At 42.5% G+C, this 18288-nt stretch carries 13 protein-coding genes; 9 read left to right on the top strand and 4 right to left on the bottom strand.

All coding sequences use genetic code 11. The features are described from left to right. Positions 1-138: 138 nt before the first annotated feature. Positions 139-756: a hypothetical protein gene (locus JXL83_01155; protein ID MBN2362721.1), complete on the bottom strand. Its 618-nt coding sequence runs from the start codon at positions 754-756 to the stop codon at positions 139-141. 194 nt (positions 757-950) lie between these two features. Here JXL83_01155 and nifJ point away from each other — a divergent pair, with 194 nt between their 5' ends. Continuing rightward, positions 951-4517, top strand: a complete 3567-nt coding sequence (nifJ, locus tag JXL83_01150; protein ID MBN2362720.1) for a pyruvate:ferredoxin (flavodoxin) oxidoreductase — start codon at positions 951-953, stop codon at positions 4515-4517. Positions 4518-4590: 73 nt separating this feature from the next. On the opposite strand, the gene JXL83_01145 is transcribed toward nifJ, so the two are convergent. Next, positions 4591-5046, bottom strand: a complete 456-nt coding sequence (locus JXL83_01145; GenBank protein ID MBN2362719.1) for a GAF domain-containing protein — start codon at positions 5044-5046, stop codon at positions 4591-4593. A 129-nt stretch (positions 5047-5175) separates the two neighbouring features. Here JXL83_01145 and JXL83_01140 point away from each other — a divergent pair, with 129 nt between their 5' ends. From JXL83_01140 to JXL83_01125, 4 genes are read left to right on the top strand one after another with little or no spacing between them, the layout of a single operon-like run. Then, positions 5176-7665, top strand: coding sequence for an AMP-binding protein (locus tag JXL83_01140; GenBank protein ID MBN2362718.1), 2490 nt, complete (start codon positions 5176-5178; stop codon positions 7663-7665). Positions 7666-7675: 10 nt separating this feature from the next. Beyond that, positions 7676-8317 (top strand): CDP-alcohol phosphatidyltransferase family protein, encoded by a 642-nt coding sequence (locus JXL83_01135; GenBank protein ID MBN2362717.1) that lies wholly within the window; start codon positions 7676-7678, stop codon positions 8315-8317. Continuing rightward, positions 8314-9108, top strand: a complete 795-nt coding sequence (locus JXL83_01130) for a class I SAM-dependent methyltransferase family protein (protein MBN2362716.1) — start codon at positions 8314-8316, stop codon at positions 9106-9108. Before JXL83_01135 ends, JXL83_01130 begins: the two co-directional genes overlap by 4 nt. After that, on the top strand, positions 9105-9578 hold the full coding sequence (locus JXL83_01125; GenBank protein MBN2362715.1) for a hypothetical protein: 474 nt from the start codon (positions 9105-9107) through the stop codon (positions 9576-9578). The genes JXL83_01130 and JXL83_01125 overlap by 4 nt, the downstream gene beginning before the upstream one ends. Here JXL83_01125 and JXL83_01120 read toward each other — a convergent pair. Further along, entirely contained in the window at positions 9544-10497 is a 954-nt protein-coding gene (locus tag JXL83_01120; GenBank protein MBN2362714.1) for a phosphatidate cytidylyltransferase, read from the bottom strand. The genes JXL83_01125 and JXL83_01120 overlap by 35 nt on opposite strands. A 197-nt stretch (positions 10498-10694) precedes the next feature. On the opposite strand from JXL83_01120, the gene JXL83_01115 reads away from it, so the two are divergent. Genes JXL83_01115 through JXL83_01105 form a run of 3 tightly spaced genes read left to right on the top strand, consistent with a single transcriptional unit; the run spans position 10695 to position 15293 of the window. After that, a complete protein-coding gene (locus tag JXL83_01115; GenBank protein MBN2362713.1) occupies positions 10695-12419 on the top strand; it encodes an ABC transporter ATP-binding protein in 1725 nt (574 codons plus the stop codon). Continuing rightward, positions 12416-14170, top strand: a complete 1755-nt coding sequence (locus JXL83_01110) for an ABC transporter ATP-binding protein (protein MBN2362712.1) — start codon at positions 12416-12418, stop codon at positions 14168-14170. Before JXL83_01115 ends, JXL83_01110 begins: the two co-directional genes overlap by 4 nt. A 10-nt stretch (positions 14171-14180) precedes the next feature. After that, the gene (locus JXL83_01105; protein MBN2362711.1) at positions 14181-15293 is read left to right on the top strand and encodes a hypothetical protein; all 1113 of its coding nucleotides are present in this window, start codon (positions 14181-14183) and stop codon (positions 15291-15293) included. An 11-nt stretch (positions 15294-15304) separates the two neighbouring features. Here JXL83_01105 and JXL83_01100 read toward each other — a convergent pair whose 3' ends face one another. Continuing rightward, positions 15305-16051: a hypothetical protein gene (locus JXL83_01100; GenBank protein ID MBN2362710.1), complete on the bottom strand. Its 747-nt coding sequence runs from the start codon at positions 16049-16051 to the stop codon at positions 15305-15307. A 171-nt stretch (positions 16052-16222) separates the two neighbouring features. Here JXL83_01100 and JXL83_01095 point away from each other — a divergent pair. After that, a partial coding sequence (locus JXL83_01095) for an insulinase family protein (protein MBN2362709.1) occupies positions 16223-18288 on the top strand: 2066 nt, incomplete at its 3' end.

Raw genomic sequence — 18288 nt, 5'->3', positions numbered from 1 at the left:
TAAATAAACCCATATTATTACTTCGCATACGGAAAGTCAAAACAAGGAACCCTGGGAAACGTTTTCAGTCAAACCGCGCACGGCGCAGAAAAAAGAAAGCTTCGGTACAAAACGGAAAAATATTAATCTTGTCCTCTGTTAAAAAAAACCGCCTACGCTGACATAGAAATTCAATGTTTTCAGACTCTTGTCTCCGGCTTTTCTGTAATCAAAATCTATGGATAAATTCAAGTGTTCGGGATAAGATACGCTCCAGGGAATTCCGATTCCAGTTCCAACAGTCAATCCGTATCCGTAAGGTGAAAAACCATCGTATCCGAAATCCGTGTTGTATTTTATTTTCGAAAATCCGTTCAATACATGCAAATAAGGACCTTTGCCGGCAGCGGAAAGAGGATAAACAGCCAAATCAATTCCGAAAGTCCCTGACAGCACCTCAGACTTGGCTCCGTTTCCGAATGCTCTGCTTTCATAATACCTGTCGTATGAAATATTCGCCATTAAACCGATTGTAGTGTTCCTGTTCAGCCATGGAATGTAAATACCTGCCTTACCGGAAAGGCCGTAATTGTTCAAGCCTAGCAAAGATTTTTCATTGTCAATGCCGGTTTTAAAATCATCTTGATAATACGATCTCGAATATCCGATCCCGATTATGCCGTAATAACTCTTCACACTGAGATCTACATCCGAAAAAGGACTTGAACCCGCGTTAACTGTAAACGCGGAAAATAAAAAAATTGCTATATACCTCATTTTCTCCATCTCTTGAAAAATATTTATCAGACTTTGGTTTTATAGCAGATATGCTTTTCATTGGCAAGTTTGATATTTTTGGCCTTGAAGCCTGTGAAATGAAAATTAATGCGATTGAATAATTTCTCTTTCGTGTTAAAATAAATAAAATTGTAATAATTTGCTTTTCAATACATTTACATTCCGGAGGAACAATGTCGGACAAAAAAAGTGTAATGATGGACGGCAACACTGCCGCGGCGTATATCGCTCACGCTACCAATGAAGTTATAGCAATATATCCCATAACTCCTTCTTCCACCATGGGTGAACTTGCAGACGAATGGTCGGCTCAGAAGAAAACAAATATTTGGGGAAATATTCCCGTTGTGTCGGAACTTCAGTCCGAAGGAGGCGCAGCGGGCACAATTCACGGTTCTCTTTCAGCCGGAGCCTTGACGACAACTTTTACGGCTTCGCAGGGTCTTTTGCTCATGTTCCCGAACATGCTCAAAATTGCCGGAGAACTTTTACCGACAGTGTTTCACATAGCCGCGAGATCGGTTTCCTGTCAGGCGCTTTCGATTTTCGGCGATCACAGCGACGTAATGGCGGTCCGTTCTTCGGGATACGCTTTTCTTTTCTCTGCAAACCCTCAGGAATCAATGGACATGGCACTAATTGCTCAATCAGCTTCGCTGAAATCCAGAGTCCCTTTTCTTCACATATTTGACGGATTCAGAACTTCTCACGAGATCCAGAATGTCGATGAAGTCCCTTTTTCCGTAATAAGAGAAATGATAGACGAAAAAGACGTCGACGCTTTCAGAAAAAACGCTCTCAATCCCGAAAAACCTTTCATAAAAGGCACTTCGCAAAATCCGGACGTTTATTTTCAGGGAAGAGAAACAGTCAATCACTTTTACACGAAAATCCCTTCAATAGTTCAGGATACGATGGACAAGTTTTTCAAACTCACAGGGAGACAGTACAAACTGTTTGAATACATAGGCCATCCTGAAGCCGAAAGGCTTTTGGTAATATCCGGATCCGGAGCGGATGTCGCCGAAGAAACCGTCAAATATCTTTCAGACAGAAAAGAAAGAGTCGGTCTGATAAAAGTCAGACTATACAGACCTTTTGACAAAAAGATTCTTTTATCCGTTCTTCCCATCACTGTGAAATCCATAGCCGTACTCGACAGGACAAAAGAGCCCGGATCAGTCGGCGAACCGCTTTTCACAGATGTTTCGGCGGCGATTTGCGAGCTTTCTGAAAGCGGTGAAATGAAATTTTCAAAACCGAAAATATACGGAGGAAGATACGGTTTAAGCTCCAAGGAATTCACTCCAGCAATGGTAAAGGGCATCTTTCAGAATCTTGCCGAACCAAAACCTAAAAACCATTTCACTGTCGGAATAGTAGACGACGTGACCAATACCTCTTTGCTTTACAACCACGACTTTTCCATAGAACATGAAGGTTTCGAAGGCAAATTTTACGGCCTAGGATCGGACGGTACGGTCGGAGCCAACAAAAACAGCATAAAAATAATCGGAGAAAACACGTCATTTTTCGCCCAGGGATTTTTCGTTTACGACTCAAAAAAATCCGGGGCCGTCACCGTGAGTCATCTGAGATTCGGCCCAAAACCGATTTTGAGCCATTACCTGGTTCACAATCCTTCTTTCGTTGCGGTTCACAATCCCTCATTTCTCGACAAATACGACATCACCCAGGGCATAAAAAAAGGTGGCGTCTTGCTGCTCAACACTCCTTACGATAAAGACAACGTCTGGAATTCCCTCCCTTCAGAACTGCAATCCGACATAATAAAGAAAAATCTGAAGGTTTATGCAATCGACGCTATTTCCCTCGCAGAAAGAATCGGACTCGGAACAAGAATAAACACTATAATGCAGACCGCTTTTTTCGAAATATCAAAGATTCTGCCGAGAGAAAAATTCATCGCCGCGATCGAAGAAACCGTAAAAAAAACTTACGGATCAAAAGGCGAAAAAGTGGTCGAAATGAATATCAGCGCGATCAAATCAGCTATAGAGAATATATTCGAAGTCCAGATTCCCGGAAAAGTCACTTCTTCAAGAAAAAGGACTTTCAACATACCTGAAGAAGCTCCGGAGTATGTTAAAAAAGTAGCGATGAAAATATTCGAGATGAAAGGTGATGAAGTACCGGTCAGCGCAATGCCTTGCGACGGAACATTTCCCTGCGGAACGACCAAATACGAAAAAAGAAATATCGCTGTCGACATCCCCATCTGGGACCCTTCCTCCTGCCTGCAGTGCGCTACATGCTCTTTCGTCTGTCCTCACGCCGCCATCAGGGTCAAACTGTACGACAAGAGCTCAGCCGCCAAAGCCCCTTCGTCTTTCAGAAGCGTCCAGTCCAAACAGTCTCCTGACATGCTTTGGACCGTTCAGGTTGCTCCCGAAGACTGCACCGGTTGCGGTCTTTGCATCGAAAGTTGCCCCGGAAGACGTAAAGACGAAAAAGGAAACAGAACGGAATACAGGACAATTGAATTTGAAAAACTTATAAAACACAGAGAAGCGGAGAAAGCCAATTTCGAATTTTTCCTCTCCATACCTGAAACAGACGAAAAATTCATTGACAGAAGTTCCCTAAAAGGCACACAGCTTCTTCCGACGATGTTCGAGTTTTCCGGAGCTTGCGCCGGATGCGGAGAAACTCCTTACATAAAACTTATCACTCAGCTATACGGAGACAGATCGCTTATAGCAAACGCGACCGGATGTTCGTCAATATACGGAGGCAATTTGCCCACCACACCTTACACAGTCAGGAACGACGGAAGAGGCCCGTCCTGGAGTAATTCGCTCTTCGAAGACAACGCAGAGTTCGGATACGGAATGTTCCTCGCATCGGACAAACTCAGAGAGACTGCTTTTGAACTTGCCGGCGACATGATAAAAGAGAACCACTCACTCAAGGAGATTCTCAAGAACGTTATTGAAGAAAAACAGGAAAATCAGATTAGCATCGAATTGGTAAGGGATTATATTTCGCAACTCCGCAGGCTTCTCCCCGAATATGACGACGACAGGAGCAACAGGCTTTACGGACTTCTCGATTATTTCGTAAAAAAATCCGTCTGGATCTTCGGTGGTGACGGCTGGGCATACGATATAGGTTACGGCGGTCTCGATCACGTTCTCGCCAGCGGAAGAAACGTCAACGTTTTGGTTCTCGACACGGAAGTTTATTCGAACACCGGCGGACAGATGTCAAAAGCAACACCTCTGGGCGCAACGGCGAGATTCGCCGCGGCGGGGAAACCTCTCCCCAAAAAGGATCTCGGTCTTCTGGCGATGAGCTACGGTTACATTTACGTTGCTCAGGTAGCGATGCTGGCCAACTATAATCAGACGATAAAAGCAGTTACTGAAGCCGAGAGCTACCCCGGTCCTTCGCTCGTGATAGCTTATTCTCACTGCATTAACCACGGAATTGACATGAGGAAAGCGAGACAAGCTCAATTGAACGCAGTCAATTCAGGTTACTGGATCTTATACAGATACAATCCTTCCCTTTGCGATCAGAAGAAAAACCCGCTTGTAATTGACGCCCCCAAAGAAATAAAAATTCCGTTTGAAGAATACGCATACAACGAAAACAGATACCGCTCACTGAAAACGACAATGCCGGATCGGGCGAAATTGCTCCTCGACAAAGCTCAGGAGGCCGTGACCCGCAGATACAATTACTATAAAAAACTTGAAGGACTCGACGTCTGCTGATTTCATAATAAAAAAAGCCGGCGGTTATATTTGCCGTCGGCTTTTTTTCTTTTTTTGCTTAAACGGGCCCCTTTCAGAATACGGAGCTGATTCTTCGCGCTGCCGCTTCAAGAAATTCCTTGTCTTCACCGCCGAAAGCTTTTTCAGAATGAGAATCTATGTCAAGCTCGGCCGCGATGATTCCTTCTTTGTAAACAGGCACCACTATTTCTGATTTAACATATGAGCTGCAGCTAAGGTAATTTTCTTCCAAATCCACGTTGTCAATGATTAGTGTTCTTTTTTCCTGGATTGCGCGACCGCACACTCCTTTTCCACAAGGAATCATTTTATGTTCGGTCGGCGCTCCTTTGAAAGGACCCAATTTCAGTGAATTGTCGTTCTGAGCTACGTAAAAACCCACCCAATTGTAATTCGGAAATGTTTCCGACAGAAGACAGCATATTTCTTCCAGTTTTTCGTCCCTGGTCGCTTCCTCAGACAATATTTTTTCAATTTTCACCAGTGCGCAATAAAAATCTTCCCTCATGATATTCTCCTTCTCTTTGAGCAATGATAGCTTCTTTTGCCGATTTTTGTCAAAATCAGCTCTTTTTCGTTTTTCTTATGCCTTTCTTGACAGTAAAATCAGATAATGCTGCAACCAGAGACAAATTAATTGAGACAATCGATAACCGATCCGTACAAAAATATCAATACGATTCGCGACCTGTTCCTTTGTTCGGTCTGCCGTCATGAGAGCAATACCGCATACGTCCATTATAAAGAGTACAGAATAAAAGAGTTTTCATACGGCGAGATTCGCCGCCGGGTTTTCAGAATTGCCGGTTATCTTGATTCTCTTGGATATAAAAAGGGAGATAAAATCATTTTGTGCGCGGAAAATTCCCCTCAGTGGATTTCTCTTTTTTTCGCTTGTTCGATTTCCGGTATAATAATTGTTCCTCTTGATCATTCAATGGATGAAAATTATATTTTAAAAATTTCAAAACTGACCCAGGCAAAAACTGTTTTCTGTTCAAGAAAAAAATTGTTTTCACTGAGCCGATTAAAACCGCTGATTATCGAATATATTTTTTCATTGAAGGGATTTTCCGATTTTAATCCCGTCTTACCTGTTCTGCCTGCCGACATACTTGAAATCGTTTTTACTTCAGGAACCACTTCCCTGCCCAAAGGAGTCATGATATCGAATAAAAACCTGGCTTCCGACGTACTCTCAATGATTGAAACAGTACCGTTTTCGGCAAGCAATACATTTTTATCCATGTTGCCTTTGAGCCACCTTTTCGAACAAAATGTCGGTGCTCTGATACCTTTTTTTCTTGGTTGCAAGGTAATTTTCACACATTCCATAAAACCTTCTGTTCTGCAAAAAGCTTTAACCGAAGAAAAAGTAACAGCTATGGCGACTGTTCCAGCTTACATGAAAATATTCAAAGAAAATATTGAAAACAGAATACAGAGCGACTCGCAGAAAAAACTTTTCTTTTCCATCATGAAAATATTCGACAAACTTCCCCGTTCAATGAGAAAGATAATTTTCAGAAGCATTACAGATAAATTCGGATCTTTAGAATGGCTTTTATCCGGCGGAGCCCCTCTCGATGAGAGCACTGAAATGTTTTGGGACCGTCTCGGAGTCAGAGTCATACAGGGATACGGAATCACAGAAGCCTCTCCAATAATATCGTGCAACAGACCCGGTGAAAAAAAAATCGGATCGGTGGGTAAGGCTTTGCCGGATATAAAAGTAAAAATAATAACTTCAGGTGAGATTTTAGTGAGAGGAGACAATGTTTTCTCCGGATATTTCAACGATCCCGAAAAAACCCGTTTGTCTTTTGAGGGAGCCTGGTTCAAAACAAACGATCTCGGATATTTCGATCAGGAAGGATTTCTTCATATAACGGGCCGTAAAAACAATGTGATAGTGACTCAGTCCGGCATGAATGTATTCCCAGAAGATTTAGAAAGCATTGTCAATAAAGAAAACGGAGTCATGGAATCGTGTGTTTTCGGTCAGATATCCGGCGGCGAACAGATAATTACCGCCGTAGTAGTATTCGCCGAAGGATTTTCCGCTTCCTTGATCGGTTTAAAAACATCCGTGAATTCCAAGCTGATGCCTCATCAAACAATTCAAAAAATGATTTCTATGAATTATGCTGACATTCCTCGAACATATTCCATGAAAATCAAAAGGAAGGAATTGATTGAAAAAGTGTCTGAAGGCGGTCCGCCTGATCCTTCCCCCACCGCTGAAGACAGATTTTCTGAGATCCTGTCCCGTTTATTGTCGGGAAATGAAGGCAAAATAACCGATGAAACTGTTTTGTCTGAAACAGGTATGGACTCGCTTCGTTTTTTAGAATTTATTTGCGCTCTGGAGCAGGAATTCAATCTAAACATTGACGAAGGCTCTTTGAAAAAAGGAACAACGGTTAAAACGCTTAAAGACTTAATCGAAGCAGGAAATTTCGAAGAAAAAACCGGGAATGGTTTATTATCACGATACCGCTCAAGACCCGCGCGATTTATCGGTTTATTACTTAATCTCATGAGTGAGTTCTTTTTGAAATTCTATTTCAGAATTAAAATAGAAGGCCGAAAACACATCGGGAATTTGAACGAACCGGTGATTTTTGTCTCTAACCACCTCAGCCACCTCGATACACCTGCCATATTTTACGGGATTGGATATAAACTAAAAATGAAAACAGCGACAGCCGGGGCAAAAGATTATTTCTTCGACAAAAAAAGCGGCTTTTTAAGAAAAATTTTTCGCATTTATTCTGTTCTGGCGTACAACATTTTCCCGTTTTCCAGAGAGGGCTCGGTTAGAGATAATCTTGAATATATTGGCAAACTGTTAGACAAAAATTACAGCGTGATTTTATTCCCCGAAGGGACAAGGACCTCGAAGGTCAAAAAATTCAAAGCAGGAACAGGATTTTTTTCCGTTGCCCTTGAAGCCCCAATAGTGCCAGTGAAAATCGAAGGAACCGACAAAGTACTCCCAAAAGGCAGACTTTTTCCTGCCAGAGGAGAAATTAAAGTCAAATTCGGGAAAAAAATGCTGTTCGATCGAAACATCCATTATTCTGAAATTACAAAATATGTCGAAAAAACAATAAGAAACATGTGAGGAGGACACTATGGGGCTGTATAGGCTGAAATTCGGATACAGAAAACTGTTAAAACCTTTTGCCAAATACCCCATAAATCCTGACACTCTGGCTTACGCCGCTCTCGTTATTTCTGCGGGGACTCCTTTGTTGTACTTTTTCTCAGGCTCGTTTCATTATCTGCTCCTTTTTGCCGTTGCCGCAGTTTTCATAAGAATGACGCTGAACACATTAGACGGTGTAATTGCCATAGAGAAAAATTTATTGTCGGCAAAAGGAGATATAATAAATGCTTTTCCGGACAGATATTCGGACATTTTTCTTTTTGCGGGAATTTCATTTTCTCCTCTTTGCAACACCAAATTAGGTCTTCTTGCAACAATCACTGTTCTATTGGTGAGTTATTCGGGAATTCTCGGAAAGGCAGTCGGGTTTTCATGGCAGAACAACGGACCCCTGGGCAAAGTTGACAGGCTGATTGCATTGATGATCTTTACAACCGCCCAGTACATATTCTATGTCTTTGACCTCGGTTTGCCTGAAATCATGAAAGTCAGGATTACGACAATGGATTTATTCTGGATCTGGTGTATAGCCGGTTCTCAAATAACTGTTTTTAACAGACTCAGAAACCTTTTCAAAGAAATCTCCTCAGCAAAGGAGATAAAATGAAAACAAGATATAAAATTATGCGCTTTGCCGCCCGCTCATTCGGCAGAATCAGCAAAGGAATCGACATGAGCTTCAGATACGGCCTGACTTCCGGAGAAATGCTCCAATACATTTACGCAAACAAACCTCACGGAAATTTCATTATAGGGAAAATGATTGACAGGTATTATCTGGAAAACCAGGGATGGAAGGCGATAAGGCAAAGAAAAAATAACTTGAAATCTTATCTCAAAGATATAATAGAAAGAAAGCGGCAAAAGGGGGACCCGGTAATCATTCTCGATGTGGCTTCAGGACCAGCCGGATATCTGATTGAGACGATGACGGAATCAGGGGAAAACGGAGTACAGGTTATATGCTCCGACATAGACGTCAGATGGCTCGCAAAAGGTAAAAAATCCGCTTTGGACAAAGGTTTGAAAAACATCACTTTCATCGAAGGCGACGCTTTTCGCAGAGAACATTTGAAAAGAATCAAACCAACGCCTAATGTAGTGGTTTCTTCTGGATTTTATGATTGGATATTGAGCGACGAGTCGGTGAAAAATTCACTTAATCTGATCTATGATCTGCTTCCTGAAAACGGCGAAATCATTTTTACGAACCAATGCGGCCATCTTCAGATGGAGATGGTTTCAGAAGTGTTTCTCGACTTCAACAGAAAACCTCTGCGAATGAAAATACGTTCCCCGAAAGAAATCAATTCCTGGGCGGAAAAAGCCGGATTTAAAAATATAACATATACGACGGACTCATTGAATCTGTATTCTGTAAGCAGAGGTTTTAAATGAATAAAATTATTCTCATTTACGACACGTGGACCCGCAATACCGAAAAAATCGCCAAAATTGTTTCGGCGACGGCCGAATGCGTCATTTTTAAAGTTGACGACTCTCCGAAGGATCTTAGCGGGTATGATTTGATTCTGGTGGGTTCTCCGGTTATGAGAGCAAGTCCAACGAAAAAAATCCTGAATTTTCTTGAAGATTTCCAGGCCCCCCCTTACTTCGCTTTATTTTTAACTTACGGTATGCCTCTTTGGGGCCAGATTTCTTCAATAATCTGTTTCAGGAAGATGCGTAAAACACTGACAAAAAAAAGAAGCACTCACCTTGAGTCATTTTCATGCCCGGGTTTTCACTCAAAATACAAAACTTACTTAAAAAGGCCCGACGAAAGGGATTTCAGAAATGCGATCTCGTTCGCAAAATCAGTCATTATAAAATTCACTCGAATATCAGGACATAATAATAAAAAATAACTATTATCCTTGTCGCACTGTCGATCCTGTCCAACACCCCTCCGTGTCCCGGAACCAGATTCCCGCTGTCTTTTGACCCGAAAGCCCTTTTGACTGTCGACTCGGTCAGATCTCCGAGTATACCTCCGACACCAATGACGAAAGACAGTACGGCCAGAGACCTGAAACTGAACTCCATGACTGCAAATCTGCTGATCCATATCCCTATGCCTGCGCCGAGAATATTTCCTGTCACCCCCGCAAATGTTTTGTTAGGGCTTATGTTTTTGGCAATTGTATATTTGTCCAAAAAATGTATTCGCTTAAAAAATCCTCCTATGACAAAGGCAAACACATCACTGAATATTATAGAAAATCCCAACAGAATAAGCATGTTGAGACCGTTTTCCATATAGCCGGTAAGAATAAAATGGGAGAGAGAAAAATTGATCCAGATATTTGCGAAAAGAGCGTATGAAACATTTTTAAACGCGTCTTTTCCTTCGTTCATACAGACTGGTATGAAAGACAGCACAGTGAAATATATTACGGGAAGCGAATAGAAATACGGCTCCAGCCGGAAGGCTATAATTGTTGTCAAACCGGCGAGAATGACCGAAACGATGTGATAATATATAGGTATTCCGGACATTTTTCTGAATTCACACAGGGACAAATACATTACAATAAATAGAAAAATCAGTGAAAACACTCCGGAAATAAAAATCGCGGCAAGATATAACGGCGCGATGAAAAAAAATGCGTAATATCTTTTCCAGATATTGCTGGCAAAAATACCTTTTATATTGTGAAGATTGAAAACGATTACAAGAGGAAAAGTAAATACAAAAACGAAAAATAATCTTATGACAACCGGAGAAAAAAGAGGATTGTCTAAAGGATTGTTGATCGCATTCAAAAACGTTCTCCAGCCTGGCAATTACAATCTTCTTCAGGTTCCTTCATAATTACGATCTCTTTCAAAATCGGAGGTTGTCCTGTAACGCAAAATAGAACATTGCCATTTAAACACTTTTTAATAACGAACTCAAATCAAATAAACCGATCTATCCAAAACATTCTTTCTTCTCAAAATTGACCTTCTGTCTGATTGCCTGATAGAATCACTTGATTTTTATGAAAATAACTACTCATACATCGGTTCACTCTTTTTTCAAACCTTACATACCGGTCATGATCCCCGCCTTTCTTCTGGTCGCAATAGGCATAACAGCCGAACTATACATTCCAATGATGACTCAAAAAGCCATCGATTCAGGCATTGGGAGATCCGATACAAGATTCACTGCTATTTGCGGCGCGGGGATAATACTACTCGCCTTTATAAGAGCGCTTTTTCAGAATTTCGCCAACATCCTTTTCACCGGCGCAAGCTCCAAAGTGACTAAAGATCTGCGCTCCGCGATTTTCAGGCATGTGTTTTCACTGGAATTTTCACGGATAGACAAGCTTCAAACAGGCAGACTGATGACGAGAATATACAGCGACACTTCGCAGATACGAAGGCTCAGTTCTTTCGGCTTCAGAATGATGTTTCAGGGGATACTGCTCGTTGTCGGCAGTAACTTTATGATCTTCAGAATAGACGTCAAAATCGGCTTCCTGGTCCTGCTTTTGACTCTCGTCAACGCGGCTTTTTTCACTTTTTTCTCATTTTCCGCGAGGAAGATGTTCCTCCGTGTCCAAAACCAGCTCGGAAGGCTAAACTCGACAATACAGCAGAATTTTGCGGGAATAAGCGTCGTTAAAATATTTTCTGCCGAAGAAAAAGAAACGGAGAATTTCGACGAAGAATCCGAAAAGCTAAAAAACCTTTCGATAAAAGTCGGCAGGCTTATGGCGACGGCTTTTCCTCTTTTCATGCTTGTAATAAATTTAGGCATTCTTCTGATTCTTCAGATAGGAGGAACCCAGGTCGTAGGCGGAAAACTCGCTCTGGGGAACCTCGTCGCTCTGACCAATTACCTGTTCATGATAATGTTTCCTCTCATGATGCTCGGCATGTCCATGACTATTTTTGCTCAAGCGAGCGCTTCATCACAGAGGATAAAAGAGATACTCACCATACCCCGGGACGACAGACAGATCAATCCTTCTTCTTCGATAACAGGGGGTTCAGTTAAAATCAGAGGAATGACTTTTTCTCACGACAAAAACTCTCCCCTTCTGAAAGACCTCAATCTTGATATCCGGAAAGGAGAGACTCTCGGCGTCATAGGCCTGACAGGTTCCGGCAAGACAACGCTTTTGAATCTCGTGGCAGGATTTTACTTTCCGGACGAAGGATCCGTCGAAATTGACGGTTTCGCGACTGCGGAAATACCCAAAAACGAGTTCCGTGATAAAATCTCCGTCGTCTTTCAAAATCCTGCAATCTTTAAAATGACAGTCAGGGAAAACATTCTGTTTGATTCAGACGGTATCTCAAACGATGAACTCGACGAGATATCAGACATCTCTGAACTAAACGACTTCATTAAAACGAGTGACGAAGGATTCAATCAAGAAATCATGCCTCGGGGAGTCAACATATCAGGGGGACAGAGACAGAGAATCGCCATTGCCAGGGCTCTCGTTTCAAACAAACCTTTGCTCCTTTTAGACGATTCTTTCAGCTCTCTCGACAGGATAACAGAATCAAGGCTTCTAGACAAACTTCTCAGATACAGATCCGGCATGACAACGGTGATTGTGTCCCAGAAAATCTCTTCAATCAAGAAGGCAGACAGAATAGCTTTTCTCAGCGACGGAAAGATTATATCAGTCGGAAATCATTCGGAGATGCTCGAAAACTGCGAACTCTACAAAGAAGTTTACACATCTCAGGGATACGAAACATGAGAGGTCAACGGGCTAAAATTGAAAAACCAAGAAATGTAAAAAGCGCCTTGATGATACTTTTTTCAAATCTTCTTCCTTATAAATTCAGACTCGCCGCCGCTTTAATCCTGGTTCTTGCCACCGGGCTCATATCTCTTATCACCCCTTATTTTATAAAAATAGCAATAGATCAGTACATTCAAAATGGAGATCTCGAAGGCCTGAAAAGCCTTTCGGCGGTATTTTTGACCTTTATAATTCTCCAGTTGATTTTCAGCTACTTAAGGTCGGTCGAAATGGTGACAATCTCACAGAGCGTTCTCAAGGACATCCGCGTGAGAATATTCTCTCACGTTCAGAAACTCGTCTTCGATATTCTCGACAAAATGAAAAAAGGCGACGTACTTTCGAGAATAAGCAACGACGTTGAAAACGTGAATCATTTCCTTTCACAGGGATTTTCTGAGATTTTAAGCAACGTTATCTTTGTCGCCGGCACGATAGTCGCCATGTTTTTCATAAGCTGGAAACTCGCCTTTCTCGCCCTGTCAATGATACCTCTTATTCTAATCGTCACTTTTATCGTAGCCAAAATGACAAGAAAAATATTCAGGGAAAACCAGGCCATAGCAGGCGAGATGAGCTCTTTTCTTGAAGAAAATTTGAGCGGTATAAAAACGATAATATCTTTCGGAAAAGAAAGGGAATACATTGACAAGTTCGAAAAGATAAACATAAAGGCTCGGAAAGTTGAGTACAGATCCGAACTTATATCTCTCATCCTGCCTCCGACACTTCACGCTTTGGGAGCGGCGAGTATCGGGATTATAATACTCGGAGGAAGCGTTCTCGTAATCAACGGGCAGGCGACGATAGGCGCTTTGGCCGGAATAATCGCTTACACACGGCGTTTTTTCCAGCCTTTCAGGGCTATCGCTGAATTGTACAATCAAATGCAGTCGGCAATGGCGAGTTCCGAAAGAATCGGCGAGGTATTGAGCCGGGAGACTGAAGATTATTCCCCGGACTTGCCCGAGACAAAACCGATTGACGCGCGTTTAGATTTCAAAAAAGTTGGTTTCTCATACACGGAAGGGACGGATGTTCTTAAAGATATAAATTTCACTGTTGAGAGCGGCAAAACAGTGGCTCTCGTGGGACCTACCGGCGCAGGAAAAACGACGATAGTAAAACTCATATCAAGATTCTACGACCCAGTCAGGGGTGTGATTGAATTCGACGGAAAAAACATTTCATCAATACCTCTCAAGCATTACAGAGACAATTTCAGCGTAGTCTTGCAGGAACCGTTCATTTTTTCGAGATCTATCCTCGAAAACATCAGATACGGAAGACGCGAAGCGACTTTTGAAGAAGTCCAACTAGCCGCCGATACAGCCGGAATAAAAAATTTCATTGAAAATCTCCCCGAAAAATACGAAACCGTCATTTCAGAGGACTCGACAAACATAAGCGCGGGACAGAGACAGCTTATTTCGATAGCGAGAGCGCTGCTCTCCGACAGGAGAATTCTGATTCTCGACGAAGCGACGAGTAATGTTGACACATGGACTGAAAAGACCATTCAGGAAGCCGTTTCGCACATCAGCCGCAAAAAAACCTCCATTGTCATCGCGCACAGGCTTTCGACAATAAAAAATGCCGATTACATACTCGTCATTGACAAAAACAGAATAATTGAAAAAGGCACACACGACGAACTTATGGACAAGAAAGGTTATTACCACGAAATGTACGTTACCGGACTTTAATGGAGGAGTAATGACAAAGATTGGTTTTTTTCTCGTGACGATTACCGTCTTTTTATTATTGGATTCGGATTTACCCTTGGATCCTGAATCGATAAATCCGTTCGATGAATCTTACCTGGAGATCATGAGAACAGACGTTGAACAGCTTAAAGCAAAGGCGCTTGAATATTACAGAGAAGGCGATTTCGCGGCATCAGCCAGACATTACATTTCCGCTCTGTCGCGCAACGTAGACGATGCAGTCAATTTGTATAATTTAGCCTGCTGTTACGGACTGCTCGGAGAGCCCGAATTAGCCGCAAAATACCTTGAACTGTCTGTCAGCGCCGGTTTCAAGGATGTAAATCTCATTCTCGAAGACAGTGATTTTGAGAAAGTGAAATACGACGCATATTTCCTTGAAATCAGGGATTCTCTCATTCACTCTATCGACAGTACGGTCAATTCCGAAGGCGGTCAGCTTTGGTTCGAAACGAATGTTTACTTGGACGCGCGCGTGAGTTATCCCCCGGATTTTGACCCGGATGAAAAAGCCAATCTTATCATCGGCCTTCATGGCTACGGAAGTAATCCTGAAAGATTTCTAAGGCTGATTGACAGATTCCAAAACAATGATTTTATTTTTTTGTGCCTGAGAGCTCCATACTTGGCATATCCGGGAAATGAACCCGGTTACGGATGGTTTCTCTGGAACGATTCAGATCCCAGTTATTGGGAAAAAACAGCAAAAACAAGCGTGGCGTATGTGTGCTCGGCCGCAGAAAAGATGAATTCGTACTACAACATAGACAAAACTTTTTTGTTAGGATTTTCACAGGGATGCGCTTTGGCTTACATGACCGGTCTTAAAAATCCCGTGCTTTTTGACGGGATTATCTGTTTTGGCGGCTGGCTGGACACTTCATGGGTCACGCTTGAAGATATTTCGAAAGCAAAAGGAAATCTGAAAGTATTTATCGGTCACGGATTGAATGACGGAGTCGTCGACATTGAAAGTTCAAGAGAAGCCTTTGAAATTCTCAGATCATCCGGTTCAGATGTATTTCTTTATGAATTCGACGGGTCGCACTCCGTGCCTCAAGAAGCAATATTTCAAGCTGAATCCTGGATTTTAAAAGAATAAACTCGCAGACATCAAATCCGAATAATCACGCCGGCTGAAATATAATTGACGAGAGCGAAACTGTACACTTCGTCATTGTCAGCTCCTCCCTCGAGTATCCTGTAACCTGCTTTCAGTCCTATGTCGGGATTCACAGAATACACTGCTCCGACAAATATATCTTCCGCCCTGCCCTGAGGCGCCGCCAAAGCGTCTCCGTCAAGCAACAGGGAAAATCCATTGGTAAGCAAATACTGAATATTGAAATTCACAAGAGGAACAAAGCCGGTGTTTTTTTTACTTGTTGTTGTAAGGCCGTTTGTCAGCCTTATCTCTGCGTCTCTGATTTTACCTGTTATACCAGCTCCCGCCGAAAACCTGCCTCTGTCATAAAACATGTACCTGTATGTGAATCTGTATGAATCAAATCTGTAATCTGCCGTCACATTGTCGTCCGATTCAAACAAAATCCCTTCGAAAAATATGTCGCGACTGAGTATGCCTCTTGATTTGATCCTTAAAGGAGCGGCCAGAACTGAAACCAAGTGTCTGTTTCCGAAGGATTTTGAAAACCTCCCCCTTACAAAAAAAACAGCGTCGGGTGAAAGATCGTCTTTCAGCGAAAACAGCGTGCCTGTGGTTCCCGGAATTCTGACGTCGTTGTATCCTGTGAAGGCAAAACCTGTCTCAAAATCAATTTCGAATTGACAATAGCAATTTTCAGATCCCGGAAAAAGAAATATAGCGATTATAAGAATAAATATACTCCATTTCATCATTTCATCTCCTTTTTATCGGCCCGTATGACTTTTTGCATTAATTAAAATACCAGAACAATCACATTGACGCAAACACGGAAAATTTACCGGTCCTTTATCCTTTTTCCTTGCATAAAACATCTTTTTAGTTATATTTAATAAAAAGTAAAAAACACCCAACGTGGAGGTTTTATGTTACCGCTTTTAATTTCATTGATTTCGATATTCCAGTCAACTCTTCCCAACGGCTTGAGAATAGTTCTCGAAGAAGACCATTCCTCGCCCATAACTACAGTAAATATTTTTGTTGACATCGGTTCGGTTTACGAAGGGATTAACACCGGAAGAGGGCTCTCTCACTTCTGCGAACACGTCGTCAGCGGAGGCACGACGTTATTCAGGACCGAATCGGAATACGACGAAATGGAAAAACGTTGGGGTTCGCACTCCAACGCCTATACATCCTGGGAGGTGACCTGTTATCACCAAACGATTCCCTCCAAATATTCCGATTCGACAACTATGGTGCTTTTGGAACAGGTTTTTTCGTGCGCATTCGACTCTTTCGAAACAACCAGGGAACACGGAGTCATTCACCACGAGATACTGACTTCAGACACTCCGGACGAAAGGGTCTGGGACGCCGCTTTTTTGTTCTTTTTCGGCAGTCATCCCTTGTCAGTGCCGATTTTAGGTCTTGAAGACGCGATGCTCGCGATATCGGAAGAAGACCTGAAAAATTTTTACGAAGCGCACTATTGCCCTTCGAACGCCGTCCTCGTGGCTGTCGGAGATTTCAACACAGCCGACCTTTACGAATTTATTTTGAAGGAATCCGAAAAATTTCCGTCAAAATCCTACGAACCTTCTTTTGTTCCTCAGACGACTCAATACACTTACCCGAGATACGACACATTTTACGACGAAATCCCCCACCCCCTTGTATACATGATATGGAACGGAGCGCAGAAAAACACGCTCGACTATACTGTCCTTTCCGTTATGTCCCAGTATCTGACCGGAGGACAGGCTTCATACCTAAAAAATATCCTTGTTGAAGACAGAGAGCTGGCTTTCGAAGTTTGGAGCTACAACATGGGTCTGAGAAGGGCGACCGGAGCTTTCATGATATCTTCTGCGTGTCAGGATCCCATAAAACTTGATGAATCCGTGAGAGTAATACAGTTCGAGATTGACAAAATAGCGAAAGGTGAAATCGACGAAGCGAGATTTCTCCGCACAAAAAATTTGATAAGGTACGGCCTTTTGGAAGAATGGTCTGCCGGCACAAAATCCCAGTTGATGGGAGACGGGATGCTGACTGCGAACGACCCCCTTTATTTTCAAAACAGCATGGATCAACTTTCTATAATAACGGCGAAAGATCTTTCGGAGGCAGCTTCGAGAATGCTTTCGTCGTCGAGAAGGCAGACATTTTTCTCTTTTCCTTCCGAGTACGAGGATGAGATCAGTCCGAACGAAAGATTCGCCGGACGGATTCCGTTTATTCTTTTCCAGACGCAGAGCTATCCTGCTGTTCTTTCACAGAAAAACCCCGGTTCACTCTACGTCAGCATGCAAATAGCTTTTGGCGGAGGAAAATCCATAGACCCGGCGGGACTCGAAGGAGCGACCAGGATTATTTCTGAAGTTCTCGTTCTCAGGACTACGGCGATGAACTACGACAAGATCAATGAAAAAATGGACGAACTCGGGATTTCGAGAAGAGCTCAGTGTTCAGACAATCACTTTTACATAAATTTCGATTTTCCTCTCGAAAATTTTGACGAAGCGATGAAACTTATAGGCGAAGCTCTGTCAAAACCCGACTTTTCTGACGAAGCCGTAAAAGACGCTAAGAATGAATTGATATTTGAACTTGCCCAGAACGCGACAAACCCCAATTACCTTCACGGAAAATTCTTCAGAACACGCTTTTACCCTCCCAATTTGCACAACAGGTATCCTGACGAATCTTCGATAAGCAATATTTCCAGAGAAGACCTCGAAAACCTTTACAGAGAATTGTCGGTTGAAAACAATGTCGTCGCATCAATGACAGGAGACGTCGAATCCGATAGAGTTCTTTTTCTCATTAAAAAGCACTTTCCCCGCCTCGGTTCCGGATCTTCACTGGTTCTGTGCGAAGAGCCTGATATCTTCACGCCGTTAGACGACAGCCTTTTTTACGGATTTCAGCAGACTCTTGTCACATTCGCTTTTCAGACCGTACCCTGGGATCATCCGGACAAGGCGGC

It is taken from the genome of candidate division WOR-3 bacterium, assembly GCA_016934535.1.
GTDB lineage: Bacteria > SDB-A > SDB-A > SDB-A > SDB-A > JAFGIG01.
Note: the sequence above shows the minus strand (reverse complement) of the source record. Positions and strands in the feature narration are given on the sequence as shown.